The organism is Flectobacillus major DSM 103 (assembly GCF_000427405.1).
GTDB classification, from domain to species: Bacteria; Bacteroidota; Bacteroidia; order Cytophagales; family Spirosomataceae; genus Flectobacillus; species Flectobacillus major.
Map to the genome: position 1 here is coordinate 2,599,672 of NZ_KE386491.1, position 25,284 is coordinate 2,624,955.

Here is a 25,284-nt window from a genome sequence, read left to right on the forward strand (position 1 = left end):
GTCACTCCAGATTTAGAAATTAGGATAGCGCTTGTACAGCGAAAGTAACCGTATTGGCCAATGGTACAATCGGGTGAGAGTATCCATCATTTTTGGCCGTAAAGGTTACACGCTTACGCTCCGTTCCTTTTGGTGGGTTCGTAATTTTGGCATCGAACATAAATGGAATGTACTTGTCACCAAAATAGTACAAACTATTGTCGTTACCCTGAACAATCAAGTTTACAGGTGTTTCATACAAAAGCGCCATTGCTTTGGCAATGTCTTTATCGAAGCCTAACACGTCAAACTCGACACCTTGCGTAAAGCCACCACCTGTTTTCATTTCACCATCCCATTTCAAGGTATCGTACCATGCTTCAATCTCGACCGCCATTTTCCCTGGTGCCAATGGAATAGCTCCAGCAAACTGACCAGTTGATAAAATGAGGTTATAATCCACAAACTCATTGAGTAAATCTTCTGTCAGAATTACATACAATCGCTTTGAGCCACCGAGCTGTGGATTTTGAGTTTTACGCTTGAGACCAACCAAAGGCACTGTAAATGCACCAGTGGGAAACTCTAAATATTGACCCGTTAGCATTTGTAAACCTGCACTGGTCGACATCATACTCAAACCCGAAACAATGGGATTGCCTGTGTAGGCATACATGGATACTCCAGCAAAAAAGCTAAGAAGTACCATTGCCATTTTTAGAAACTTATTCATAAAAAGATATTAGGGCCGAAGCCCAATTAAAGGTGTATTTTAATCAAACTAATTACAATCGGTTGTTACCAAACCACTCGCTACCCAAGCCGTACTCAACACAAGCCGAGTACAAAATGTTAAGCTCCCAGTGTTTCGTGTATTCTTTCATTTTCACACGGTATTTACTTACGTCCTCATTTGTCAAGAAAAACAAATCAGGAGAAATAAACATCAAGTTACTTGCTGCCAAAGCTGGATCAACATCAAATGTGATATTGTCGTAATCATCTACCGTTTTCGCTGTTTCGTTTGGCCCTACGTGATTTGGGAACTTGGCACGTCGGTTGGTATCATATTTACGTTTGTTTGATGGCGAAATTTTAAACTTGAGTGGTTTGGCTGCCAAAGCTGGATTTGAGTCGGTCAAAGCACAGATAGCTTTTACCTCATCATAAATATTTTGGTCTGTCAACGGTGTTGCCGCTGAGGTCACAACGTTAGCACTCGGAATATCACCTCCAGTACCACGACCAGCAGTAAACTTTTTAATCAAACCATCAATTGAACTCATAGAGCCAAATCCTGACTGATTAAATACCCCTCTGTAAGTACCATAGAGCGCTAAACCTTCGCCTGACTTCTGGAGTACAGTATTGACAAAAAATAATTCCCAAGGCATGGCCAAAACCTGCTCTTTGGTCATGTTTCCCGTAGTGATCAGACGCTCGTAGCTTCTAAAAATCTTTAAAACGTCGGAACGCTTCAAAGCCAAGTCAATATCAATATCAAAGAAGTTGGGTAGTTTGGCATTGATTTTTACGGCATCAGCTGTGGGATTAAAATCGTCTGAAGCTGGCTTGTTGGCGTCCTTAGCGACAACTGAAAAGATAGGCGTTTTGGCGTCGGTGACCTCAACATTAAAATCCTTACGAATCTTTCCAAAGCCATCCATTACCGATTCATTTACAATGATAGGATTGCCAGAAATGAGGTTTTCCAATTCGTCTGGTAGAGAGTCGAAATTGGGATTGATTGAACTTGTAATAGGCATAGTTACCTTAATTTAATGGTGAACTTTAATTTTAAACGGGTTTGTCCCAGTGTAGATTTTTACTAGACTTTGCTCAAGTACTATTGTGCTCTGCTCAAAAGAATGCTCATCGGGTGGTCAGCTGCCAACTTTGCTTCAGTCTCTTTGTTAGAGGCATCACTTTTAGGAAGCTTTTGACCATTTTGAGACTTTTGATCATAAAACTCTTTGTAAGTATCACGGTCTTTTTCGGCTTCAGTAAGCTTGGTATTTAGCGACGTTTTGTCCCCTTCCAAGGCTGTTACTTTTTGCTGCAGCTCCTGAGCCTTGATTTTTTCAGCTTCGAAGTCCTCTTTTAGTTTGGTGTTTCCTTCTTGTTGGGCATCGAGTCGCTGTTTCAACTCGGTCATTTCGTTTGAAAACTCTGCTAAATGCTCAGCAGAAACCACCTCCGAAATATTTTTAAATGATTTTGGCAAGACTTGCAATAGCCAATCTTTTGCCGGTAAGGTACTTTTTGACATTATCGTATAGTATTAAAAGTGTGCAAAACTAAAAACCAACATTAAGCGTGGGCCAACTGTTGGCAGCGCTTAATGGCTGAGTTAAAATCTCCTATTCTATCAGCTAAACCCAAAGTAATGGCGTCCTTTGCTCCGTAAACGTTGCCTGAAAAAACGTCCTCACTCTTGATTTTCCCGACTCTACCACGTTTTACATAGCCTACAAATTCCTTGCGTGCCGCGTTGGTTTGTGCTTGTAAATATCCTCTGGTCTCTTCTGTCAATGGTTCATAAGGGTTAATCTTTGCCTTATTTTCTCCACCTTGAGCTCGAATCATTTCGACATCAACCCCTTGCATTTGTAGTTGTCTGGAGTAATTTTCATATATAAACAGTGAACTAATAGACCCAACACTACTCATGGCACTATCCTCAACGACGATTTCATCGCCTTGAGAGGCGATAAAATAGCCCGCTGACAAACAACGGTTGGTAGAGGTTACTACAGGTTTCGACTTGCGGAAATTGGTCACGGCATCGGCTAACATCGAACAGCCATCAGCTGTACCCCCTGGTGTCGAAATTTTCAGAACTGCCCCCTTATACTTGTCGTCGGCTCTGGCTACGTCTAGCAACTTGGCCAGCTCCTCCATTCCCAAAGACCAATAAGAATATCGTGACATTTCGCCCACAATTGGCAAAACCAAAATATCACTACTAGCAGAATAAAGATTGGTGTAATAGTTATTCAAATACCTAGCGGTATCGGTACTAATAAGCTTCGTCTTAAACGCTTCGTGTAGCTTTGCGTTGGGTAACGTTTCAAAAAAAGTTGGTGCTGCTGTAGTCTGTAGTTTGTGCATCGTAATGCCAATATGCGACTCAGCGACGTTCCAGATATGCTCGTGAAAAATTTCGGCCATGATGTTCGTAAAAATTTTTACGAATATCATGGCCATATAATACTATATAAAGGACTAAAAGCCCCTTAGATAAAACCAGACATACTATTTTTTGGCCCGCCAGGCATAAACGCCAAAGACTCTCACCATCCAATACATGATATAATGACGTATTGATGCCTGTGGATTTATTGCATTGGCCAAGTACAAAAACTGTTCATCGGCAAACTTCCTAGCGGCTTGTTCTCCTAGTTCTTTTTGCTTGTACTGCAAATCATACAAATAGTCATGTACCAAGGCTGCTCGATTATATTTGCCTATAGGTGGGAAAAACGACCAGAGCAACATTGGCACACTTGCAAAATCAGTAACATACCCAGCCGGTACCAAAATAACAGAGCCGTCTGAAAGTGTTTCTTCAAACGGCTCATAAAGCTCCCACCAATCAGCTTTGTCGCTGGGAGCTTCTCGATACATCACTACAATCTTATTGTACATTCGTTACTGCAAGCTTGAAGTTGGCAAGACTACCTTCAAAATTAAACCCTTGCAAAGCTTGGTTGATAAGCTCTAAACTACTTGCTAAATTATTGGCTCGATAAGCTTCAATCAACAAATACAGCTCAAACGGAATCACCTTGCTATCGGTATGGTAAATTACTGGAGAGGTAAAATCAACGATATTTTCCTCCAAAACGGGTTTCCCTGATTTTAAAACAGGCTGCCCATTGTCATCTAACTTTGGCACCATTTGAATATACTTCCCTGCCAAAATCTCGTATTGAATCTCACAAAGTTTTGCCCCGTCTTGTTCAAACAAATCACGTTTGAGCGAAAAACGCATTTGGGTAGGAATCACGGTTACTTTGTAGGGTGTGGTAATGTTGAGTGTTGCGATTTTCATAATAAAAAAGTGTAAAGGGTACAATGGTTTGATTGTACCCTGGTGTTAAAATTAATATTCGTAAATTGGCGTAATGGCGTAGGTGAGGGTTTTGCCTACAGGCCCCGAAAAAGTCAAGGGGTTGTCTGTCCCAGCGGTACAGCTAGAGGCTGGCTGAGCTACAATAGTACAGCCTGAGCTGTCGACAATTTCAAAAGTAAAATCGTAGTCACGTCTTACATTACGAGTAACGTTAGCTCCACTACAATCAACAGAAAACTCTTGGCGTGTTTTTGACCTCATAATAGCGTATGGACTTACATAAGCACCACTCCCCAAATCTGAATTTGAAGGTAGTCCCGACGATTGTCTTCCTGCAATTCCTTTTTTGGTAACGTTAATCAGCTCGTTATCTGTCAATAGTGTATTCCAGATAGCGATGTACTTGATTGGAGTATTCGGTGGAGTAACCCCTCCAAAATATATCTTATCAAAGAATGGTATTTCACACTGAATATCCCTTGCACCTAATGTACCGTCGATGGCACCAATAGTATTATTTGTATCGAAGGCCAACCCCATAATAAAGTCATTGGGTAAAGCCTGAGAGTTTGCATTAGCTACCGATGTTCCATCAACTTTAACCGCAAACGAAGCAAAGGCTACATTAGCACCACTGTTGGACACTGCCTCAATTAAATTAATACCATTGGAAGTAGTTGGGCCAGACAAAGATATATATTGCCCCCAAACCGCTTTTGACCTTCTAGCCGCTACAACAATAGTACCTTTTTTCAAAGACGGGAAGAAATCTGAAAAAGCCGTTCCCAATAGTCCACAAACATCTTTCTCTCTAGCCTTTACGCCATTCGTGGTAGGGATAAAACTTGTATAATCTAAGCCTATTTCTAATTGTGGTGCAGTAACATTAAAAGCACTACCATTAGCATCAATTTTGCCAATATAAAGAGCTACAGAGGTTTCTCCGGCTACAGGGGTAAATCTAAATGAGTGTAACCATACACCATTGGTAAGAAACTCCGTAGTAGCCGCAATCGACCTATTGGAAGAAGAGAGTCTAATAGCAGATGCTGTATTGAGTGATGAAAGGTAATGGTAAGTATAGGTAGTTCCAGGAACTACCGCTATAGAAGTACGAACAAATGAAGAAATATCGCTTGTAAGTGTAAAAGAGTGGCTAGGCCATCCCAAAAGCTTAGAAGGTCCATTATAGATAGCATTATTTTTATCCCATAAGTCGATATTCATACTATTAGGAATTAAATTTTGTCTAAACTCTTCTGGCAAAAAACCCAAACACTCCAAAGTTAGTGGGTCGTGTGTAAATCTGGGTTGATTAGCCTTTGCCTCTCTCATTACCCCATTCTTGTCAATATAAGTTGCTGGGCTATTACGATAAAAAGCAATTTTAGGGTCAATAAAACGAGAGTTTGAAAAGTCCAAGAAAAAGCTTGGTCTTGTACTAGGTCGTACAAAAGCCCCATCAAAAGCGTCTATTTTGCCCCTAGTTTCGTTGAGGTGTTTACCTACAGTATTGGCTGTATAGTTGGTTTTGGCAGGGTCATGTGTCACCTCTCCCGAATCGTAGGCATGAAAAAGGTTAGGGTCTATCTCAAAGCTTTCAGGAAAACTGTCTGCTATATTTGTATAGGTTATATCAATGTACTCCCTAAACTCTGCCTTTAGGAAAAATGCCAATAATTGCTCCTGCGTTAAATCATTATTGAGCAACGTCAACTTACCATTTACATGAACCTGTACTTTATTTACATATTCAGGCTTTACTTTTAGTATTTGTGCCATATTAGAATGTTTGCGATTTGTATTGTGTCAATATTGAAGAAATAAATGAGGGGTTGAGTGAAAAGCTTGGTTTGGTAAATCTACCCTTTAGGCTTAGTTCTATGGTTTTTCTGTCGGTGGCCAAACGGCTATATTGATACCCAAACCCGTTTTCAGGGTTTCCGTTGTACCAGGTATTGGCATCGGCTTCACGCCAGAAACTTATAAAACGTCGTTGCTGATTGGCATAAAGCCACGTTAGGAGTTCTTCGGTTACGCTTTTGATTTGACAAGTAAGGGTTACGGTATAGTAGTCGCCAGAGGTATCATCTTGTTGCTGAACTTCGTCCCATACAGCATTTTTTTGTAAAAACTCAAATAGCGTAATCACAGAACCATCTAGCATATTTACCTCTGCGTTGTCTATCGATGTAACTCGCTTACATTCTATTAGTATCAGGTGCGTTACATATCCTATCGAAGACTTACTATGACCAAACTTTTCTACTGTATTCATGCTCAAAACTACCAGCCAAAACCCACAATACATCGGACGGAAAATGTGGCTTTTTAACACCTTATTAAAAGCAAAAACCGCCTAGAATATCTATTCTAAGCGGTTTTTGCTTATTTGAGTGTCGGACAAAATACCCTATTTACGGACAAAACCCCGAAAACTCGGACAAATCGCCTTCACAGCGGACAAAACACCTAAAAGTTTTTATGAAAATTTCTCGAAATCTTGGCCAAATAGTCCCTATAAATCTTTCTAGCTGTTTCCATTTCTATATCTACATCGGGTATAATGCCATAGCGGTCAAGAAAGCGGCGTACAAATGGCGTATAATCAACGGCTCGGCTATACTCGTGTACGCTCCTAACTTCGCATATCAGTTCCCTCCGAAACTCGGCATCAATCAACTCACATAGCTCCTTTGTTTTTTCTACTGGAAAATACGTAGAATAACTTTCGTCATAGTACTGAATCTTTATAATAGAGGCATTGTCTGGCAATTTATACCGCTTCGGATAGGGGTCTACTTTTTGAACAAACTGAATCAAACGGCCAAGCTCACTACGTTTTCCAATTTTGACATATCCTTTTTCTGTTGTTAAATAGGTACCTTCAATGAATTTTTTAAGATGTGGCGGCACTGCAAATTCGACTTTCTTAATCATACAAGTTGTGGAGTTATGAGTGCATAAAAACTATTTCAAATATAAAGACCTTTGTTCAAATAGACCAATCACTTTTTATTTTGTACGAGCGTTTAGGTTAGAAATCATCCCAATCAGGGTATCCATTTTGTTAGATACATTGGTTTGGCGTATGGCCGTTTCTACACTACGGGTTGCTCCAACGTTTTGGTTTACAGCCATTCTAATCTCATTGCTCAAGTAAACCCCGTTTTCACCCAACTGTACAATTTTCTTGAGTGCCTCGTTTTGCTCTCTTAGCAATTTGATTTGTTCGTCGCCCAGCTGTTTGGCTTTTTCTACATCTGCCTCCGACTCACTCACCTTTTGTGAGTCAGCCGTAAATGAACCATCCGAACCGTCGTTATATCGTTTCAAAATCGTACCATATTGGTACATTCGTCCGCTGTTCAATGATGGGATTCCGTTTCTAAATGCCAAAGGTCTGCCCCCTTCACCCATAATATTCATGGTTTGCCAAACAGGTTTTTTGATACCACGCTTGGCATTCTCGTGCATCTGCTTAATAATTGGCTGGTTGATTTCCGTTTGGTCAGCATTCACGATAGCCTCACCTCCTTCCATTTCGCCCAGCTCCTTACCTGTTTTATTATCTACCAAAGCAATCCCCCCTTTCCCGTAGGTCTTTTCATGTTTGCTACCTTGAGGCGTAAAACCATAATGAAACTGTGGCTTTGGTTGCGAGCTAATCTTTGCTACTTGAATACCCGTCATCACTGCCGACATAGCAGCAAACACCAGGTTGACAGGCCAAAAGCCAGAGGCCAACGCCTTCAATGTCGCCAATGCTCCTGTAATAATGGCACTAGCCATATCAGCCTTTTTCTGAGCCTCCCACGCCTTTAGCTTTTCCTGTTTCTCGATTTGTCTGGCTCTTTCGTTTTCGGCTTTAATAGCCGCCTCCAAATCTTTTTTGATTTTGATTTGTCGGTTTTTCTCATCAGTCGCCGCCTTTACTTTTTCCGCTTTCTCTTTTTCGGCAGCCTTGATTTTATCATCCATCTCCTGCTTGGCCTGCCCAATACGCTCTTTCGATAAGGCCTTGTCTTGTTTGGTTTCATCATCCAGCTCCTCCAAGCGTTCCTTTAGCTGTTGCTGACCCGCTTTTATCTTGGCATCTCTTTCATCCTCTGCCGCTTTAATAGCCGCTTTCATGGTCTTTTCGGCGGCATCCATTTTCTCCTCTTTCTCCTTCTTAGCTTTACGGATTTTTTCCTCCAAAGCCTCCTTTTCGGCTTTGTCGGTGGCCACTCTCATTTGCGACTCCAAATCCCAAATTTGCTCATTCAAAGTCTGCTCAAGGTTCTGAAGCTTTTCGGTTTCTTCTTCCTTTAGTTGTTTTACTCGTTCGGTTTCGGCATCCTTCATGGCCAAAAACGACTCCGAGTAATTTTCCTTCAGGGCCTTAATTTTGTCAGCCTTATCCATCGTATCATCTTGAAGAATCTTTTCTAAATCCTTGATTCTACTGGTTTCGGCATCTTTTAGCTCTTTGATAGCATTGGTGTGCTGCTCTTTTACGGCACGTTCCTTGTCTATAGCATTGTTCAGGTCGGCACTATTTTGGTCAAGTTGCTGTTGCAAAATTGCCACCTTTTCGTCTCGCTCTCTAAGGGCTTCGGCTATGGCCTTATCAGCTTTTGCTTTTTCTAGGTCAGCCAAAAAGCTAGCGGCTTGTATAGCCATTTGCCCTACCGCCTGAAACTTCTCTTGGTTATTCTGGAGTCGCTTTTGCCAAGCTGTCAACTCACCTTGTACTATCTGGCCAGCCGCTTCTACTGCCTTGGTAACATCCCCCTTCAGAAAATTCGTAAATACATTACTCCAAGCCTTCTGTTTACTTACCTTACCATCAATCAGCTCCTTATCTAGCTTGGCAATATCTTGGGTATATTTGGCGGTTTGGGCCTTCTTTTCATTGTGGTATCTATCCTCAATAGCTTTCAAAGCCGCTTCTTTCAGCTCGGTATCGCTTATTTCCCGTTCAGCCTTTTTCTTTTCAATCTGAAGCTCGGTATCCAACTTTTCTTGAGTGTATTTCAACTCCAGTGCAAGCCTCTCTTTCCTAATTTCAACCAGCTTTCTGGCATTGGTACCTGCCTGTACCTCCTTCCAATCGAGCAAAGAGCTTTCGGCTTTCTTCTCCTGTTCCTGTACCAGCTTTTCGGTTTCAAGCCGCTTTTGAGCCGCTTCTTCCTGCTTTTTGGCTTCTTTGGCTTTGTACTCATCCCGTACCTTTTGGCGTTCGGCCTCAGCTTCTTTCTCTATAATCGTCTCAAGCTTTTCTTTCAAAGCTTTATCAGCCTTCGACGCTTCATTATCCGCTTTTCGTTTCCGGGCTTTTTCATCTATTTTAGCAATTTCCCGTGCTAGTTCATCCCTAATCGAATTTATATTGGTCTCGGCTTCATATTCAGCTATTCGCTTTAGGGCCTCTTCGTTGGCTTTTGCTATTTCATCTAGGTGTTTTTTCTCCTCACTCTCTTCTTTTTTACGCTTCTTTTCGGCCTCCTTCTCCCTTTTAGCAGCGGCTTTTTCTTGCTCTTTGGTCATAGCCGTTTGCTTTTTACCCTCGGTGGTAGCAGCTGCCAAAACGGCTTCAGGTTCTAGTTTTTTGGGGGTATCTACCAAGGCATCTTTAAACCCTTTTTTGATTTGGGTAAAGTTATCATTGGCATGTTTGGTCATATTGCTAAATTGCTTTTTGGCATCATCCCAGGTTTTGGAAGCACCCACAAAATCACCTTGTAAAAACTTGACCAAAGCTTTACCACCCGACATCAAAGCACCCAATGACTCAATCATGGCTTGGATAGCTAAAAAGGAAGCTCTAACGGGTAAAAGTAAAGATTGAAATACAACACCTAACCCCTTCATTACACCAGTAGCCGAAACCGTTTGTTTGCTAAGGTTAGGGAATATCTGTTGTACCAGCCCCATCATACTATCGTATAGGTTGGTTACTTGCTGAAAAAGCGATTTGAAGACAGTAACCACAGGCTCAGAGTTCTGGGCCAGCTCTAACAAGAAATTAGCAACATTGATAATAATACCCAACAAGGCATAAAACACAGGTTTGAGCTGCTCACCTACAGCTCCAGCCAATTGCATAAAGGTATCTCCAAGGTTGGAAGTTTTGCCCTCAAGCTTATTCATCATTTCAGCATTCATTCCAACAACCCCCTTCATTTGTCCAAATGCGGCTATCATTTTCATTGCTCCCTCTTCGGTCGCCTCCATTGTAACCGTTTGACCTTTCCAAGTGCCTATAATTTTATCTCCTGATGACCTAACACTTATACCTAATTCTTGCCACCTTCTACTATTTGTAACATCTAAAATAGCCTCATTTAATTGCTCAAATGGCTTACCCAAAGCACTGGCTACATCACCCATCGATATAATTTGTTCACGGGTTGGCCTTAACCCACGGTTCACCATTTTTACATAAGCTTCGGTTAGATTATCTAATGAAAACGGAGTTTTTACAGCAATATCTTTCAGAGCAGCCATCGACTCCTTAGCCAACTTTTGCGAGCCTAGAGCAACCTTTAATACAGTTTCATATTTCTCTAGTTTTTGAGTTGTCCCAAAAATTGCTTTCCCCAAATCAACCGCCCATTGGATAATCTGTAAAGCAATCATAGCCTTAAAAGCCAAATTGACTTTATTGACACCGCCCGAAATCTTGTCCCAAATACCTGGCTTAGCTAAGTCCTCACCGCCTTTCTTAATACCATTAACTTGGTCTTTTACTTCAGCCATTCGACCTTTAACCTCTCCAAGTCTTTTACTGGTTTCTATAAAAGCTTTAGTTCCTGGCTCTAATTGTTTGATTTCTTTATTGAGGGCTCTGGTGTGTTGCTCTAGCTGCTGAAGGGTCATTTTATTGATGTCCATTCCCTTCAGCGACTTGCTCAACTTTTCGGCTTCCTGTTGGGTGTCTTTCAATTCCTGTTTGTACTTCTTCCAGTTTTCAGAACCTTTGCCGCCGTTTTCTTCAATTTCCTTGATGGTCTTTCTGAGCGCCTTAGCATTATCATTCAAATCCTTGAGCTTCTTGTCCAAATCGCCAGTTTGGCCCTTTAGCTCAAGGGTTCCGGTGTCTTTAAATTCCATTGGTGTAGATCGTTTTTAGTAGATACTATTTTGAAAAATTCATGGTCAAATCCTGTATTGCACCAGCTCCAGCGTGGCGACGTAGCTCATAAAAAAATTTGGGTAGAATATCGTTTTTGAGCGGGTCATTATAGACACCTCGATAACCACGCTTAACATTGGGTTCTTTTTTAATAGCATGACGCATTCCTTCAGCAATCCGAATGACCGTGGCGGTATAGCTCCGTGGTGTCAAACCTTTGGGATAACCTGGAATATAGGGAAACGCACTCACGCCGACTCTTTCGACGTACTTGATAAATGGAGACAAAGGAGGCATTCGCTCAAAATTGAGCTGTTTAAGGTCTTTTAGCCTCAAGAGCATATCATAATGAACGGAAGCTTTGATATAGTCTTTACCTCGTTCTACAGCTCCAGCCTTAATACTATTGAGCATAGCACCCGTCAAGACAATACCTTGAGCGTTTACCTCTCGACGAAATACCTTTTCAGCTTCATCGACATATTTTTTTAGAATCTCAGCAAAGATTGGATTTTCGAGAATAGAGTCTTTCATAATCAGTGTAGTTCTTTACAAGCTCTAATTTCTGAAAGACTTTTGGGGAGCTGAAGGACAAAAGAAAAGCCTAGCAACTTGCTAAGGCTCTGTTTAGTTTTATCCGCTTAGGTTTAGAAATCACCCGATTGGAGATTACCAAAATTTCAACTATTTTAATGGGCCTTGTAACAAAAAAGCCTCCGAATATTCGGAGGCTTTTTTGTTACAAGGCCATTGGTAGGTGAGTTCAACACTCAATCTTCTTCAATTGGATTTTTAGTACTCTGTGGTTTCAGCACGTCTTTGGTTACTTTACTTAAACCAAAGCCTCCCGCTATCCCTGTCAGAAAAGTTAGCCAAGGTATAAAGAATGTTTCTTTAAAAAATAGTATCAAAATCGTAATAATTGGCAGTACTACCAAAACTCCTAATAAAACATACCTAAACGTTTTTTGATTGATAACAGAAGCGTCTATTTTTTTTAGTTCTATTTCTTTAATAGCTTCAAGCCTTTCTGAACTAAAAGTAAAAGCATTTTTCTCACTTTCTGCCATCATATTCAGCACCTTATCTACCTGATCTTTGTCAAGTTTACTAAGGTCAAAAGTACTTTTACTCCCTTTCTGCGTAGCCATTATTTCAAGTTCTTGAAACATCGCCTTTACATTTTGTTTGGGTACTTGTGGAGACACAACTTCCGCTTTTAACTTATTTTCCTCATTTTCAGAAGGTTTTTCAATATTGCTCATTACTTACTAAACGGTGTTGTTTATTATAATAAAATACATTAGTCTCATTCTCTTCACTGTTAAAAGTAGAAGCTAGTACTCTTTTAAAAGCTCTATCCAAAGAATCCGATAAATTAGCCATTCTACTTTCAAGAAAATACGTAGCTTTTCTTTCTTGATAAGCATCCATAATAAGCTTTTTAATAACTACCACTTCTACATCCGATAAATCATTTTTTGTGGCATATTCATCAAAAATCTCCAAAAATATATCCAAAGCCTCATCCAAGGCTTCAGTACGTTTGTCTGAAAACTTTGTTGAACTATGCTTTAAAGTTTGTTTTTCAAGAGCTGTCATATTTTTAAGTGTCTTTTTTGACGGTCGAGTGTGTGTAATAATTTAAGAAGTTTCAATTCCATTTATTCTGGGTATATATCTCAAGAATGATGAATACGTCACGTTCAAACTCCTTAAACTCATTTTTATTTTAACAAGAATAATTAAACTATAGTACATCTAAAAGAATCATTCCACTCTTCAACTTGTAATTAGTTTAAAATCTTTAACTTAATAACCTTTATACAACTAACGTAAAAAAATCTGTAAATGTTACACACAATTATACACAAAAGTTTACAAAATATTGACAAGGCTGTGGTACAAATTTGTACCACAGTCACATTTGACTCGTTTTATTCAATATTTTTGTTAACATTTTTCTATCCTCCCACCAACAACACACTAAACGGCTTGGTTATCAGCATTTCGCCAGATAATTGAGCTATTAAGAACAAAAGAAAAGCCTAGCAATTTGCTAAGGCTCTGTTTAGTTTTAATTTTTATCCTAAAGTCTTTATAATTTCCAACTCTCTACACGATAATTCCCATGTTACTTTTTCTTTTTGTGCTACTGGTTTTTGTGTTGCTGCTTGGTGTGCTACTACTTGGCGTGCTGTTTGGTCTGACACCAAAAAACCAGAACCAAAAATGGCTTTTTTGGCTGACTTCTGAAAATCTAAAACACGACAGTGCTTTATGTGTTTTTTACCAATTTCGATAGAAAACCCCTTTTCTACAATAGCTGTTATTTTACTTACCGTAACAACGTTGTCAGGGTAGCTATATTTAGGCAAACTCACCTTGCCTACTTTTTCTAAATTTTTCAGTTTATTGAATAAATCTGCATCACCGATTATTTTTTCATCGCTGAACAGATTAGAGATGAAGGATGTCTTCACAATAGCACCATTTTCGTAGGTAACATCTGCACCTACTACGATATAGGTTACATCTATATCAGATGTGAACAATGTAATGTGCGGAGCAAACAAGAAAAATTTAACTTTTTTTTCAGTATAGTATTTGACTATTTTACTAATGATTGAAAAGGGAGGATTATCTACTACCACACTATTTTCAGGATAATCCACAGCTTCAAAATCTCCACCTGGGTAGAACGGTCTAATTATTTGCAGACCATCTATGTTACACTTTTCCCTAACATAGTTTAGAGCAATTTCATATACTGCTGGTGGAGTATAACAATCGTCGGTTGTTTTTTTCACCTGAAATTTGGCAATAAACGCATCATAATCATTTAATTTTTTTTTCATTTTTGTAGAAACTTTTAACTTTATTTATAGAAAATCAACAACCCACTAAACGGCTTAGTTATCGGCATTTCACCCGATAACTGAGCTATTAGGTACTCTACTCCATTCAAATAGACCTTTTTTGAAAAGTCTAGTTTTGCCAAATCCACTTCGTTTAATATCAACTCTTTCTTGAGGTAAAATTGGTTAGCTCGCATCTGCTCAAGCTCTGACCAGTGATTTACTTTTAGTCCCGTTGGGCCATTCCAATACAAGGTATAATTACCCCAACTTGGTAAAGCTTTGGGGTATCCGTCTTGGAATCCGTGCCAAAATAATAATTTGGGAGATACCTTTTTTGTGAGCTGGGCAAATTGCTCGGTTACACCTTCTTGGCGTACTTCAGCTAAACCCGTTTCTGAATTAACCAAGGTTGTCGAAAACTCTGATATAACTTTGGCAATACCACTGTACATTTGTCCGCTGTATTCTGGCGTTATATAATCGCTCAACTCCACAGGTTTGTCTTTGGTTAGGGCATCGGCTGAGTCTAATTTGTAGCCTAATTGTATTCTGGTATTGGGTTCTGGTACTTTAATTTCTCCAATTAATCCTTTGTCGCTCCAGTCCACTACGGCTGGTTGTTGCAAATCATCTTCCCAAAAATTGATTTCTAAAGACTTTTGTACAGGGTTAAAATTAAACTTGAGGTTGGGCAGCTTTCTAAGCTCAAGAAAGAATTGCTCCACCGTAAGTTCTGGCAAATGCTGGTTTACCATGACGGTAGTAGCACCGTCTATTGCTCGGAGATTAAACAATATTAGCTTACTGTAGGCTGGATGCTCCAAAAAATCACCTGTAATAGTAGTGTTGGTTATTTGAGCAATCTTTTGAATAACCCATTTTACAAAAAACATCGGTACCAGTGGTGAGCCTATGTACTGGCCTCCAGCATAATCATTCACCTTACCACTATACCCTATCGAGGGGCCTTTGTCTGCGTAAAAAGTTGTATTAACAATCGTTGGTAAACAGTAGGCATCATCATAAGTAATCGAAGCCGTAGAAAATGGCAAGCTTCCAAACTCCGTAATTTCGGTTAAAAGCTTGTCTTGATAATCCCCAAAGAACTTGGCAAACTCCTCTTTAGTATCGCCTATATAGCCGTTCTTTTGTGAGGCCTCTTTTAGGGCAAATACCCCCTCTCTGATTAGTTCGCCCCCAAAGACATATTCAAAAAGATACTCAGGAACAGCACCTCCAGCCGTCGGCTCATCCCAATAACCAAACACCCTCTGATTCCTTGGCGAATAAGGCATATCAGGAAGTTTGATAGTACTTTCTGGAATAATATCGTATAACAAATGAGGATTGATAAGGTCAATCGTAGTGGGCAATTGGGTATTAATATCTACCAATTGCCCATTGATTTTGATGGCTAAACTCATATTTTCACTAAATATACCTTTGCCCCTGAAGGGATTTGATTATGAGGAATTCTAATATCAGCACAATTGTCTACTGTAGGTACTTGTGCCACGTTATAAATCAAAATACCGTTTACATATACCTTTAGTCCAAAACTCGTTCCGTACAAAATAATACGCCAATCAAAACCCGTAAGATAATTAGTTGGTAAATTAATACTCCAAGACCCTACAGCATACACGTCGGTTTGGCCTGTTTGTTCTTGCAAAAACCACATATTGCCCTTACCCACACCGTTTTGATTATCCTTCGACACACCATCATTTTGGCCAAAGCCGCTTTGCCTAAAATGGGCATAATTGGCAGGTACATTATAGGCATAATCATAAGGATTGATGATACACTCGCCAAAGGTGTTGGCATATTCTTGTGTATCGAGCATAGTATATTCTAGCTCAGCAAGCTGCTGTGACCCTCCTAATACTTCCGAGCCATAACGCCCTGCTGGTATTGTAATTGTGGCATAACCACCTGTTTTACCATTGCCACAATTGTTACGCAACAAAGTACCTTGACGAACAATCGACGTATTGAGGTATGGACTCGACCCTGGTACTATACTTGGATTGACCAAGTACGGAATATAATCGGGGTCGCTTTCTATATTGGGTTTAATAGTCAGCGGCTTGTATAGGCTTTTATCATCGGCATATACTTTTCGGATTCGGGTTGGCCTCATCCGTCCTGTACGTTTGCCAAACGAATCAAGTATATGTGTAAAATCTACCCCCTCCCATGTAGTAGGCCGTGGTGGCACTGCTCCTATCGATGGTGCATCACTAAAGTTCTGGACGGTTCGGTCAAAAGTAAAACTAAAACTTCTCGAAATCAGGTCGGTATTGTCTTCTACATCCACCAAGCCATTTGTATTTTTTCTAAGTGGCAAATGCCCCTTGTCTGTTATCAAATACACCTGCTCCGACAACATCAGCTCATCAAGATACTTCAAATAGTCTTTTGCACCTCGCTCAAACCAGCCTGTTGAAATAACTAACTCACGCTGACCTTCTGTATTAACCACCACCATTTCCATCCAGTCTACCCCTTGTACGGATTTATTACGCTGAGCGTAGGTTTGTGATACCTTCAGTGTTTCGGTGGCTTTGCCTATCAATCTGATAGTATCAAAACCGCCCAACGAGTTAGAAAACAATATACAACGCTCGTTGGCTCGGTAACGGCTATCGATTTGAAACGTACGAACCTCCGTAAATCGTCGGTTCTGCTCGTCCGACAACCAAACATCATATTGATAAACGTCGTTGTCTAAACCCAAAGCTTTGCATCCTACTGGACACAACACCACCGAATTTTGAGTAACTACCTCCAATTCTTTGGCCGTAAAAGTATTTGTACCCGTAGGCTTATAGCTCTGAATTCTGAGGCATACTTTGGAAGGCTTTGGCGAAAAGTTCATCAAAAACGAAAGGTATTCCTCTTGCTCACGGCCAATCAATTTGTTATTGGGCTGCCATGTCAAAAACCGACGTTGCTCAAACTGGTACTTACTCCAAAAGGTATCACCCCACATCGCAAAATCTTCATCGTTCAATCCGGCTTTAATACAGAATCTGGTTAGGGTGGTATCAGTATTTACCATTGGAATACCTCCAGCGACTAGCTCCCTGAGCTTAAAAGGCGTAGTTTGTGTAAATACCGAAGTAATTTTTTGCTGTTGCCAGTTGGGTTTCTGATAGCTCAGCAAGCCGTCAAGTTTACCGTTTCGGCGGTTGTATTCAAACGTTGCTCCAGCAAAGGAATTGGTATTTCCAAATACCGTTACGGGTGGCTCTTTTCCTACGCTTCGGTGTAGTGGTTCAAATACCAGAGATTGCGGAAAAGTCGGTACTTGTATTTCTAAGCTATATGAAAGGTTGGCTCGTGAAGTCAAATCAGGATTAGCCGCATCAATGGTATGAAACAGCCTATTTCTGCTAAACTCCATCGGAATAAAGGCAATCGGTCGCCCTCCAATTTCTGTCAATAATGAATCTACCATTTGTAAAGTTGTTTACGTTGGGTGGGGCCTCCCCCCATTCGTTTCTGAAGCTTTATAAATTCTTTGTGGATGGTCTCAGCGTTGATTTCGGGTTTAGCAGGGGGTGCGACCTCTCGCAAAGCTTTTTTCTGTGCATCCTCATAGACCATTTGTAGTTTGAGCCATGCCGTAGAAGTTCTGAAGCGTAGGTTCATTAAATCCATAAAAAGGAAATAGACCAGTATAAGAGGCATCAAAAAGCCTGTAATAGCATAAAACAAAAGTTTTTTCATATCAGTAGAATAGTTGATTAGATTCTAAACCCAAACGGATTGAAAGCTCATAACCCCACGCTGAGTCGAGGGTTACATACATTACGGGGTCCATACCTGCGTCGTTTAAGTCAAACCAGCATGTTTTTTCCTCCAGATACTTACGGTTGAGTTCCTTTAGAATATTGGTGGCCACACCTTCACAAAAGTCAAAAGCTAAATCCTGACTTTCAAAATCGTTTAAATCACCTTTGGCCAAAATATATATTTTCAGCTCGTAATTGAGCATGATCAAGCCGTTGGTAGTATCTCTTACTCGATACCGTGGACGCATCACAAAAACACCAGGGTAAACCGTTTGGCTCACGCTGGTCGCACTAAATCTATCCATACGGTCGCCATCGCTCATGGCCACGTATTCAATCCCGTCTTGTTGACAAATCGGCTTTAGGAAATTCCAGAGTAGTTGGGTGGGTGTCATTCTGCTTTTTGATTTTCTGCCTGTGCTTTCATGTCTTTGCGGTGTTCTTCCAAAAACAAAAACACATCGTGTATATTAGCTTGTTTGGTTTGGTCTAGGTTGCCAAAGATTCCCTTTTCTGCCAATAAATGTTGATTCTTGATAAGTCCCTGCCCAGGGTAATCGTCCTCGCCTACACTTTCCACTCCTGTTTCCATCAAGTCGTATTGCTCGAATAGTTGCTTTACAGACCCAGCAAAATACACCATAATTGCCACTTTTGTTCCTTCAGGCAGTAAGGCGACTTTTTTGGACATTTCTTTTACAGCGTGGGCATTGTACGGAATTCTATGATCGCCGTTCCAATGGGTGTCCAGAGTATAATCCCCCTCTTTTCGTGGTCGACAAATGGTAGCAATCAAATGATGGAGTCGTTCGTCACCTTCTATTAATTGCTTAGTAAAAGCCAACAAATGTATATAGGCATCCGACAGCTCCCCAAAACTCATACTGGTCAAATTCTCCTCAAACAAAACCCATTCTTCAGTACCAACCTTGACCGTATCAAAGGGCCTTGTGGTCATTTCTTCAGTCCACATCCAGCTCACCATCATGAGTAAATTGTGTAGAATTTCGGCGTTTTTATCCCTGGTATTTTCGGGCAAATCTTTTCTAAAATAATGATAGCAAAAGCGTCCCCATGTAGATTCACTTATACCAAGGCTCAACCGTAAAATTTGGTGATAGGTTTCGGGTGTAGCTTGAGCAACAAAAACTGACTCCAGTAGTTTGGGTAAACGTTTTATGGGTACTTCGCTCCAGTTTTCAGGAATGTAAAACTTTTCTTTCGACAACTCAATTTCTAACATAGCAATGTAGGAGCACCCTCGGGTGCTCCTTTTCAAGGTTTACTTTTCTTGTAATTTAGAATAGTCCACAGTCAACTGGGCAATAAGCCCCGCAATAGCACCGCTCACTACAACAATTTTACTTGCTAAAAAGTCTACAATACTTGGCAGCTCTACCCCTTGTTGTTTGGATTGAACCAAAGCCAAAGCAATGGCTGAGGCAACAATGGCCACGTTGCGGATCGACTTAAATAGTTTTGGTGTAGGTGCTTGGATACGGTCTAGTAATCCAAGTTCATCTTGTTTGTTCATTGGTATTTATTTTTGAGTTGTAAATACGCTGGAGTAACCTGATTAGTCATTAGCTGTACGTCGCCCCAGCGCCTCCAAATAGGATGATGAACGCCATGCTTGCGAGTGCCAGCCGTGGTATTAAATCCGATGGTCAAAATCTCATCGTCGTCGTCAATATCAGGGTCTATATTGGGCTGGGCCAGTGCTTCCAAATGTGAGCCATAAATCCAAATATAGTCCATTAGTTGAGCGTTGCTAGTCCACTTGCCACGGTTGTAGATAATGGTTCGTTTGTCGGTAAACCAACCACGAACAGCGGCGGGACTCTTGAGGTTGTACACCAACCCCAATTCTTTGGCCATAGCGTACTGACCCGCTGCACAATAGGCCGCACGAGCCGACGAACGTGCTATTTTGTTATAATAACTTATTCGTGGGTGGTCGTTGTTATTGGTCTTTTCTACTACATAAACCTCTTTCCGAGCCATATCTAGTAATGCTTTCCTTACCTCACTTTCGGGCATCAACATCAAAAGATTTTCCTTTTGGGGTTGGGTGTATTCGGCCCAGTGTGTGTAATAGTTACGATTTTCGGTTTCGGTTCTAATTACATTCTGACCGAATGAGACAAGCCCAAATAAAGTAATACCGCCGATAAGATAATAGATGTAAGTAAGCCTCTTTGCCATGCCGTTAAATCGTTGTTAAACTCGTTTAGAAAATCTCTTTTTGACTTAATGATTGGTACTATGTAGATAAAAATCACGGGCGATATTACGCCAATGATTCCAAGCATAATCAACAAATCCGTCCCGATGGTCATTTTCTCAAAAAAGAGCTTTTGAACCGAATCCAAATCATGAGCACGTACCTGAGCAAATGGCTCGACCACGGCGTTGTGTGCTGCTATCTTTTTTTGGGTATCAAAAAAACCTTGTACACATACCCACAAAAGCAACACCAAACCGCCTATTTGTGCAAACGGTGTCCACCATGGGTGACGGCTCTGGGTGTCCAATTCGTTGCTGTCGGTCGGTTCGGCCTTGTTTAAAATACCTAGCTCCGATTGTAGCTTTTGGGCTTCAGCTTTGCGTTCTCTGGCTATGGCCATATAAGCCTCAGCCTGTCCGTTGTCTCGTTCGTGTGGCTTTTTGGCCAGCTCCTCTTTTGCCCAATGCTCGTACATTTCGGCATTCTGAAACAGTGAATCAATTTTGGTAAGCTGTTCTTGTTTGGCTTTTTCTTGAGCCTTTTGTTCAGCCTCATTCAACGCCTGTTCCTCTGCCTCAAGCAAAGCTTTTTGTTCCTCCAAGGCTTTCTTTTTGGCTTCGATGGTCGAATGATTATCTGGTCTGTTGTTCACCACCTTGAGCGGCGATGGAACGGCTGTAGAATCCTTGATCATTTTAGTAAGTGTCATTGTGTAGAATGTTATAGAATAACATGAGGCTTGCCGCTAAAGTCCAGCTCCTCACTAAGATTATTGGTTTGATTTTTTTGATAATACGCTGCAAATACGGTTGGCGATGACTCAGCATCCAAAAACTCACGAATATCCCCCAAAAACTTCTGGCCATCATTCCACAATGCCTGACGTTGTACATTTTTCGTTTTACTGTCGGCTGCTTCTTCTTCCCTAGTGCCGTCTTTATAACGAGCCTCTCGCATCCCGTTCATGTCTACAATAAGGGGCAAATACGGATAAGCCTCGTACATGGCCAGATACGCCAAAGCCCACTGAATACCCTGTATTAATTCCCTTTCTTGAGCTGTCAAAGTTGCAGCCTCCTGCCACTTTTGTTTCAAATCCCTAAAAACCTCTTTGGTTAGCAAAGGTTTTATATAGTTGTTTTCGGCACGCTCTATATAAGTGGTAAGTACATCAAAGAAGCGACTGTTTCGGCCTACCAAGGTTAGCTTTTTGCCCAGCTCGGACGCTGACCTAACAAACAATCTGTTTCGGGTTTTATAGGCCTCAGAGCTTTTCCAAACTTCCGGAGCTTCCATTTCCAACAACTCAAAAAAGTCCTCCAGTAATTTGTCTACCACTTGCAAATTGGCTTCCCTTGAGTCGACGTACTCCCATTTGGTAATGGCCACGGTATTTTGTGGTGAGCTTTTCATTAAACCCAAATCCCCTACTTTCATTTTGAGGTGTGGAAAAGCCAAATCATAACTTTGCCAGGCTACCACCCCAACGGCTATTTCCTTTAGCTCAGTCAGGTCTGTATTGGGCTTTATCAACTCATTGTACAGCTCTACGCCTATTTGTTTACGAAAATTACGATTAGCCATTTTCGCAAAGGGTTCTATTGTTTTCCAATTTAAGCTTGCTTGAATACCTCCAAGCTCAGCTTTCAATACGGTTTCATTAATCAACATTAGGACGCTTGATTTACGACGGCCTGAGCGCCTGTCGGGTTGGTATCGAGAGTAGTAATTTGTACTTCTTTGAAGGCAGGAATAACATCACGATAACCCATTGCTCGCAAAGCATACTGTATATCCTTCAATACTAACATTCGGGGTACAGGTGTACGGAAATGTTGTTGATAGTCGGCCATAACCCGAATCTGTGAGCCAGAATCGTTTCCTTTGCCAGGGCTCACCCCTGCCAAGGTTGGCAAAATACCCATAGCATTGGCAATAGACTGGTTTGACATTTCCCATACCTTAGAATAGGCATCGTCCGACATTTCATTTTTTAGGGGCTGCACATCTACGTTATCCAGCATTTTGCCATCAGCTCCACGAAGGTATTTTACAATCATAGATTTGTTGACGTTCTTCTGGCCAGCCATCCAGCCCGATAAACGGTCAGAGAAATCAGACCATTTTTTGGAACGGTCTTTTTCGTCCAAAGATTTGCCCCCTTGAGCGTCGAAGTAATCAACAGGCATACGAATCAAGTATTTGATATTGTAACCGTTTTGGATACCCGATTTATGAAACATAGGAATCAAATTGGCCAGCTCTATCCACTCTTTAGCACACCACCACGTGGGGTAAGCATAAAAAGGGTTACCAGGGATTTGCTCCTTTGCGTGGAGCATAGTTACTACCTGCTTTTTATTATAACTATCGTCACGAAAATCAAAAGCTGGAATAATGTCACTATTGGCTTTACTCAAAACGATTCTTTTACCCCCAAACTCATCGTTTACATGAAAATCGATGATTCGGCCATTGGTAGGCGAACCAATACGGGTCATAAAACAATCGCTGATTTCGGGTCGATACCATTGGTTAGAGGCACTCCAGACCATCCGTGTAAACTTGTTGCCACATTCAACAAATTGGTTTAGGCCAGCGGCCACAAACGATGGCAAGTCGGTATCAAACTCCCAATCCTCAAGCCTTGTGTCGGTATAAGGCTGCAAAGTTTGTTTGGTAGTTGTGGGGTCTATTACTCTTTTAAAAAACCCCACACCACTACCGTATATCATATCCCGAATACTGACCAGCTGTGCAGGTACCTGATTGTTACCTACAATCATGCTTTTCATCATGTTGGGCATATTGTCGGTGTGGCCCCATCGAATATGCTCCGTAGCTGTCGAACCCAAAAGACTATCGTGCCGCCCAAAAGCGGCATCCCTTGAGGTCAATTGCAGTACCGCTGAGCTAAGCACAAATAGCGAATCTGATAGTTTTTGTACTTTCATAAATTTTTTTGGTGTAGAACTCCAGCTCAATTATACCGTATGGTCTATGAGCAGTCCGTTGTATTCAATCATGAGGTCTATCAAGATTTCAAATGTCCGTTCGGTATCGTGGTCATAGAGGAGCAGAACGTGATTGATTTTAACATTGCCGTTGTATTTCCCTTTTCCGGGTAAATTTCTAATGCTCTTGGAGACGTTCGCTTTGTATCCTATTTCTCCGTCTACTTTACGATACTTTACCGAAAACTTGTGTACCTCATCGCCCCGTGTGTCTTGGTGAATTTCGGCAAACATGGTTCGCCTTTTAATAGTACGCTTAACACTCATAGTATTGAGGGATGCCCCTGCACTTTGTTTACACAAAATTGCCCCATTCAGCACACCCCTAAAAGGACTTATTTTAGTGCCAAATACACCCCGATAATTGCCGCAATCCTCCAGCACCAAGTTTCTGTTTTACTGGCCCTCAGCTTGGTTTGGGTATCGTTCAACTTCACCGATATATCAGAAGCCGTTTTTGCCAAGGTGAGTTTGTCCAACACACAAGTTTGAGCATCTTGCGAAGCCCTGTAATAATCCAGCTTCCAGCGGTTGACCTCCAGTGCTAAAACCTTGTTATTGGCTTTTACAAAAGTGAAGCGTGTAAGGCTGTCCAGAATGGCAGGAGCATTGTCGTAAAACAGTTTGACCACGGCGCTACTGTCTGTAGACCGCACCTCATTGGCTTCTACCTTCTGTTTTGGAGGAGTTGGTAATGTACTTGTTGATTGCCCGAATAGCATCGAGCTTGGATAGGCGAGTATTACTGCGCAAAGAATCGCTTTCATGATGTAGATAGATTACACGATTCAATGAGTCAATTTGAGCCTGTTGTTTGTGGAGCTTTTCCTGAAAGTTGAGGGAATCTAACTTTCGTTGAGTTGTCAGCGCAATACTCAACAAGCGAGAATTGGTATCGTCCTCGATTTTGAATGGCTTGAGTATTACCCAAACCAAACCAGAAACAAGAATTGATACCAATACCTCTTGTAAAACACGCTTGTAGTCAAATAATGCAGTTGAGTCTTTTACCCCCTTCAACACGCTGAGAATCGATTGAATCCAGTTCATTGTTTTTTTTGGAGATAAAATTATAGACAATATCCATAATCAGTAAGGACTATTATAAATTATCCTATTAATGCTGGTTGGCCTTGTCTTGAATAATAGTTGGAAAATCTAGCGACTATATCCTTTTTAAATGCCGATGAAATTGAAAATTTAATATTATATTTTTTAGTATCTAGAACATTTTCTAGAGTTTCTGACTTCAATAATTGAAACTCTACTAATCCCCCTTCAAAAATATCCTTCAATGGAGGTAAATAGTGAGTAGAAACTCGCTTATTCCCTTTTGCATCAAAATCAATTGTACTCTTTGTGTTGATTTCCAATAAAGTGATATACTTAGCTTTAGGTATTCTTGGCTTTCCTTCCCTATCAACTCCTGTGGCTAAATCGCATGTTGGGGTGATTATAAGGTAGTATTTTTTTTCAGTTGTGTCCATAATAACATCCCCAGTAAAAACAGTTAAATCACTCTGTTTTATCGGTTTTACTATATAAAATTCTGGAGCATGATAGTTTTCAAAAAATCCATTTTCAGAGACCTCAAGATATTCTTGCATGTGAGCAAGGATATGCCTTAATACTGCATCATATGGATTTATTTTATTTTCTTTAGTTAAACTAATCCAATAATCCATTGAATGAATTAGATGTTCTCTAAATATCCTATTAAGATACTCCTCTACCTTTCCATTTCTTTTTAAAATCTTAGTTACTCCAGTTTTATAAATATCTATAGTCTCTTTAAGAAGTTGGTATATGTCAACACTCCCTTTTTCTCTTGCTTGAAAGAAAATATTCATATTCTCCTGTAATTCTGGGTCAATGTCACCTATATGACCAGATATAATAAAAACAGGGAATCGAAATTTATCTAGTATTAAGGTTGTGATAGTGTTTCCCTCCAATTGTTCAGAACTACTTTCAAGCTTTAAATCAACAAATGCAAAATCAAAATCTTTCTTTGCTAATTTATCTAAAGCTTCGCTAAGATTCTTCGCAATTTCAGTTCTGAATTGATATAATTGACCTAAATCGGTTTCATGAAAATTATCAATAGCATCATGGTAGTTTTTTAATTGGGTCTCAGAATCTTCAACCAATAATAACTCGATTTCCTGAATAGGTTGTGCTTGAATAGGTTGTTGCATATTAACTATT

At 40.6% G+C, this 25,284-nt stretch carries 28 protein-coding genes; all 28 read right to left on the reverse strand.

Features of this window, described 5'->3' with window-relative positions:
* Positions 1–19: 19 nt before the first annotated feature.
* The 28 genes from FLEMA_RS0117900 to FLEMA_RS0118130 all read right to left on the reverse strand — a co-directional run bounded on the left by FLEMA_RS0117900 (position 20) and on the right by FLEMA_RS0118130 (position 25,274).
* A complete protein-coding gene (locus FLEMA_RS0117900; protein ID WP_026995816.1) occupies positions 20–712 on the reverse strand; it encodes a hypothetical protein in 693 nt (230 codons plus the stop codon).
* Positions 713–764: 52 nt separating this feature from the next.
* Entirely contained in the window at positions 765–1,745 is a 981-nt protein-coding gene (locus FLEMA_RS0117905; RefSeq protein WP_044171645.1) for a hypothetical protein, read from the reverse strand.
* 80 nt (positions 1,746–1,825) lie between these two features.
* Complete coding sequence (locus FLEMA_RS0117915; RefSeq protein ID WP_044171647.1) at positions 1,826–2,248, reverse strand: hypothetical protein; 423 nt, start codon at positions 2,246–2,248, stop codon at positions 1,826–1,828.
* A gap of 41 nt (positions 2,249–2,289) precedes the next feature.
* Positions 2,290–3,150: a S49 family peptidase gene (locus FLEMA_RS68965; protein WP_159102690.1), complete on the reverse strand. Its 861-nt coding sequence runs from the start codon at positions 3,148–3,150 to the stop codon at positions 2,290–2,292.
* Between the two features lie 84 nt (positions 3,151–3,234).
* Entirely contained in the window at positions 3,235–3,627 is a 393-nt protein-coding gene (locus FLEMA_RS68970) for a DUF1353 domain-containing protein (protein ID WP_052354088.1), read from the reverse strand.
* Positions 3,617–4,033: a hypothetical protein gene (locus tag FLEMA_RS0117945; RefSeq protein WP_044171653.1), complete on the reverse strand. Its 417-nt coding sequence runs from the start codon at positions 4,031–4,033 to the stop codon at positions 3,617–3,619. Before FLEMA_RS0117945 ends, FLEMA_RS68970 begins: the two co-directional genes overlap by 11 nt.
* Positions 4,034–4,084: 51 nt before the next feature.
* Positions 4,085–5,836, reverse strand: coding sequence for a phage head spike fiber domain-containing protein (locus FLEMA_RS0117950; protein WP_026995821.1), 1,752 nt, complete (start codon positions 5,834–5,836; stop codon positions 4,085–4,087).
* Between the two features lies 1 nt (position 5,837).
* The gene (locus tag FLEMA_RS0117955) at positions 5,838–6,332 is read right to left on the reverse strand and encodes a hypothetical protein (RefSeq protein ID WP_026995822.1); all 495 of its coding nucleotides are present in this window, start codon (positions 6,330–6,332) and stop codon (positions 5,838–5,840) included.
* A gap of 194 nt (positions 6,333–6,526) precedes the next feature.
* Entirely contained in the window at positions 6,527–6,994 is a 468-nt protein-coding gene (locus FLEMA_RS0117970; protein ID WP_026995823.1) for a hypothetical protein, read from the reverse strand.
* A 75-nt stretch (positions 6,995–7,069) separates the two neighbouring features.
* Entirely contained in the window at positions 7,070–11,152 is a 4,083-nt protein-coding gene (locus tag FLEMA_RS0117975) for a hypothetical protein (RefSeq protein WP_044171657.1), read from the reverse strand.
* 25 nt (positions 11,153–11,177) lie between these two features.
* On the reverse strand, positions 11,178–11,708 hold the full coding sequence (locus FLEMA_RS68975; RefSeq protein ID WP_044171658.1) for a hypothetical protein: 531 nt from the start codon (positions 11,706–11,708) through the stop codon (positions 11,178–11,180).
* Positions 11,709–11,944: 236 nt separating this feature from the next.
* Positions 11,945–12,439, reverse strand: coding sequence for a hypothetical protein (locus FLEMA_RS0118005; RefSeq protein WP_044171660.1), 495 nt, complete (start codon positions 12,437–12,439; stop codon positions 11,945–11,947).
* The gene (locus FLEMA_RS68980) at positions 12,426–12,776 is read right to left on the reverse strand and encodes a hypothetical protein (RefSeq protein WP_044171662.1); all 351 of its coding nucleotides are present in this window, start codon (positions 12,774–12,776) and stop codon (positions 12,426–12,428) included. Before FLEMA_RS68980 ends, FLEMA_RS0118005 begins: the two co-directional genes overlap by 14 nt.
* Before the next feature lie 482 nt (positions 12,777–13,258).
* On the reverse strand, positions 13,259–14,032 hold the full coding sequence (locus FLEMA_RS68985; RefSeq protein ID WP_044171664.1) for a hypothetical protein: 774 nt from the start codon (positions 14,030–14,032) through the stop codon (positions 13,259–13,261).
* A 20-nt stretch (positions 14,033–14,052) separates the two neighbouring features.
* Positions 14,053–15,459, reverse strand: a complete 1,407-nt coding sequence (locus FLEMA_RS0118040; protein WP_026995828.1) for a hypothetical protein — start codon at positions 15,457–15,459, stop codon at positions 14,053–14,055.
* Complete coding sequence (locus tag FLEMA_RS0118045) at positions 15,456–17,498, reverse strand: DUF5977 domain-containing protein (RefSeq protein ID WP_044171666.1); 2,043 nt, start codon at positions 17,496–17,498, stop codon at positions 15,456–15,458. Before FLEMA_RS0118045 ends, FLEMA_RS0118040 begins: the two co-directional genes overlap by 4 nt.
* A complete protein-coding gene (locus FLEMA_RS0118050; protein WP_026995830.1) occupies positions 17,492–17,770 on the reverse strand; it encodes a hypothetical protein in 279 nt (92 codons plus the stop codon). The genes FLEMA_RS0118045 and FLEMA_RS0118050 overlap by 7 nt, the downstream gene beginning before the upstream one ends.
* A 1-nt stretch (position 17,771) precedes the next feature.
* Positions 17,772–18,230 (reverse strand): hypothetical protein, encoded by a 459-nt coding sequence (locus FLEMA_RS0118055; RefSeq protein ID WP_026995831.1) that lies wholly within the window; start codon positions 18,228–18,230, stop codon positions 17,772–17,774.
* Positions 18,227–19,078, reverse strand: a complete 852-nt coding sequence (locus FLEMA_RS0118060) for a hypothetical protein (RefSeq protein ID WP_044171669.1) — start codon at positions 19,076–19,078, stop codon at positions 18,227–18,229. The genes FLEMA_RS0118055 and FLEMA_RS0118060 overlap by 4 nt, the downstream gene beginning before the upstream one ends.
* A gap of 39 nt (positions 19,079–19,117) precedes the next feature.
* Positions 19,118–19,369 carry a hypothetical protein gene (locus FLEMA_RS0118065; RefSeq protein WP_026995833.1) on the reverse strand — a complete coding sequence of 84 codons (252 nt, stop codon included), beginning with the start codon at positions 19,367–19,369 and terminating at the stop codon, positions 19,118–19,120.
* The gene (locus tag FLEMA_RS68990) at positions 19,366–20,040 is read right to left on the reverse strand and encodes a hypothetical protein (protein WP_144080096.1); all 675 of its coding nucleotides are present in this window, start codon (positions 20,038–20,040) and stop codon (positions 19,366–19,368) included. The genes FLEMA_RS0118065 and FLEMA_RS68990 overlap by 4 nt, the downstream gene beginning before the upstream one ends.
* Entirely contained in the window at positions 19,959–20,771 is an 813-nt protein-coding gene (locus FLEMA_RS0118085; protein ID WP_026995836.1) for a hypothetical protein, read from the reverse strand. Before FLEMA_RS0118085 ends, FLEMA_RS68990 begins: the two co-directional genes overlap by 82 nt.
* An 11-nt stretch (positions 20,772–20,782) precedes the next feature.
* Entirely contained in the window at positions 20,783–21,733 is a 951-nt protein-coding gene (locus FLEMA_RS0118090; RefSeq protein ID WP_026995837.1) for a DUF6712 family protein, read from the reverse strand.
* Entirely contained in the window at positions 21,733–23,016 is a 1,284-nt protein-coding gene (locus tag FLEMA_RS0118095) for a phage portal family protein (RefSeq protein ID WP_026995838.1), read from the reverse strand. The genes FLEMA_RS0118090 and FLEMA_RS0118095 overlap by 1 nt, the downstream gene beginning before the upstream one ends.
* A gap of 30 nt (positions 23,017–23,046) precedes the next feature.
* Positions 23,047–23,343 (reverse strand): hypothetical protein, encoded by a 297-nt coding sequence (locus FLEMA_RS0118100; RefSeq protein ID WP_026995839.1) that lies wholly within the window; start codon positions 23,341–23,343, stop codon positions 23,047–23,049.
* A gap of 68 nt (positions 23,344–23,411) precedes the next feature.
* Positions 23,412–23,708, reverse strand: a complete 297-nt coding sequence (locus FLEMA_RS68995) for a hypothetical protein (protein WP_144080097.1) — start codon at positions 23,706–23,708, stop codon at positions 23,412–23,414.
* A 25-nt stretch (positions 23,709–23,733) separates the two neighbouring features.
* The gene (locus FLEMA_RS69000) at positions 23,734–24,126 is read right to left on the reverse strand and encodes a hypothetical protein (RefSeq protein WP_044171676.1); all 393 of its coding nucleotides are present in this window, start codon (positions 24,124–24,126) and stop codon (positions 23,734–23,736) included.
* A gap of 59 nt (positions 24,127–24,185) precedes the next feature.
* On the reverse strand, positions 24,186–25,274 hold the full coding sequence (locus tag FLEMA_RS0118130) for a response regulator (RefSeq protein WP_026995841.1): 1,089 nt from the start codon (positions 25,272–25,274) through the stop codon (positions 24,186–24,188).
* Between the last annotated feature and the right edge of the window lie 10 nt (positions 25,275–25,284).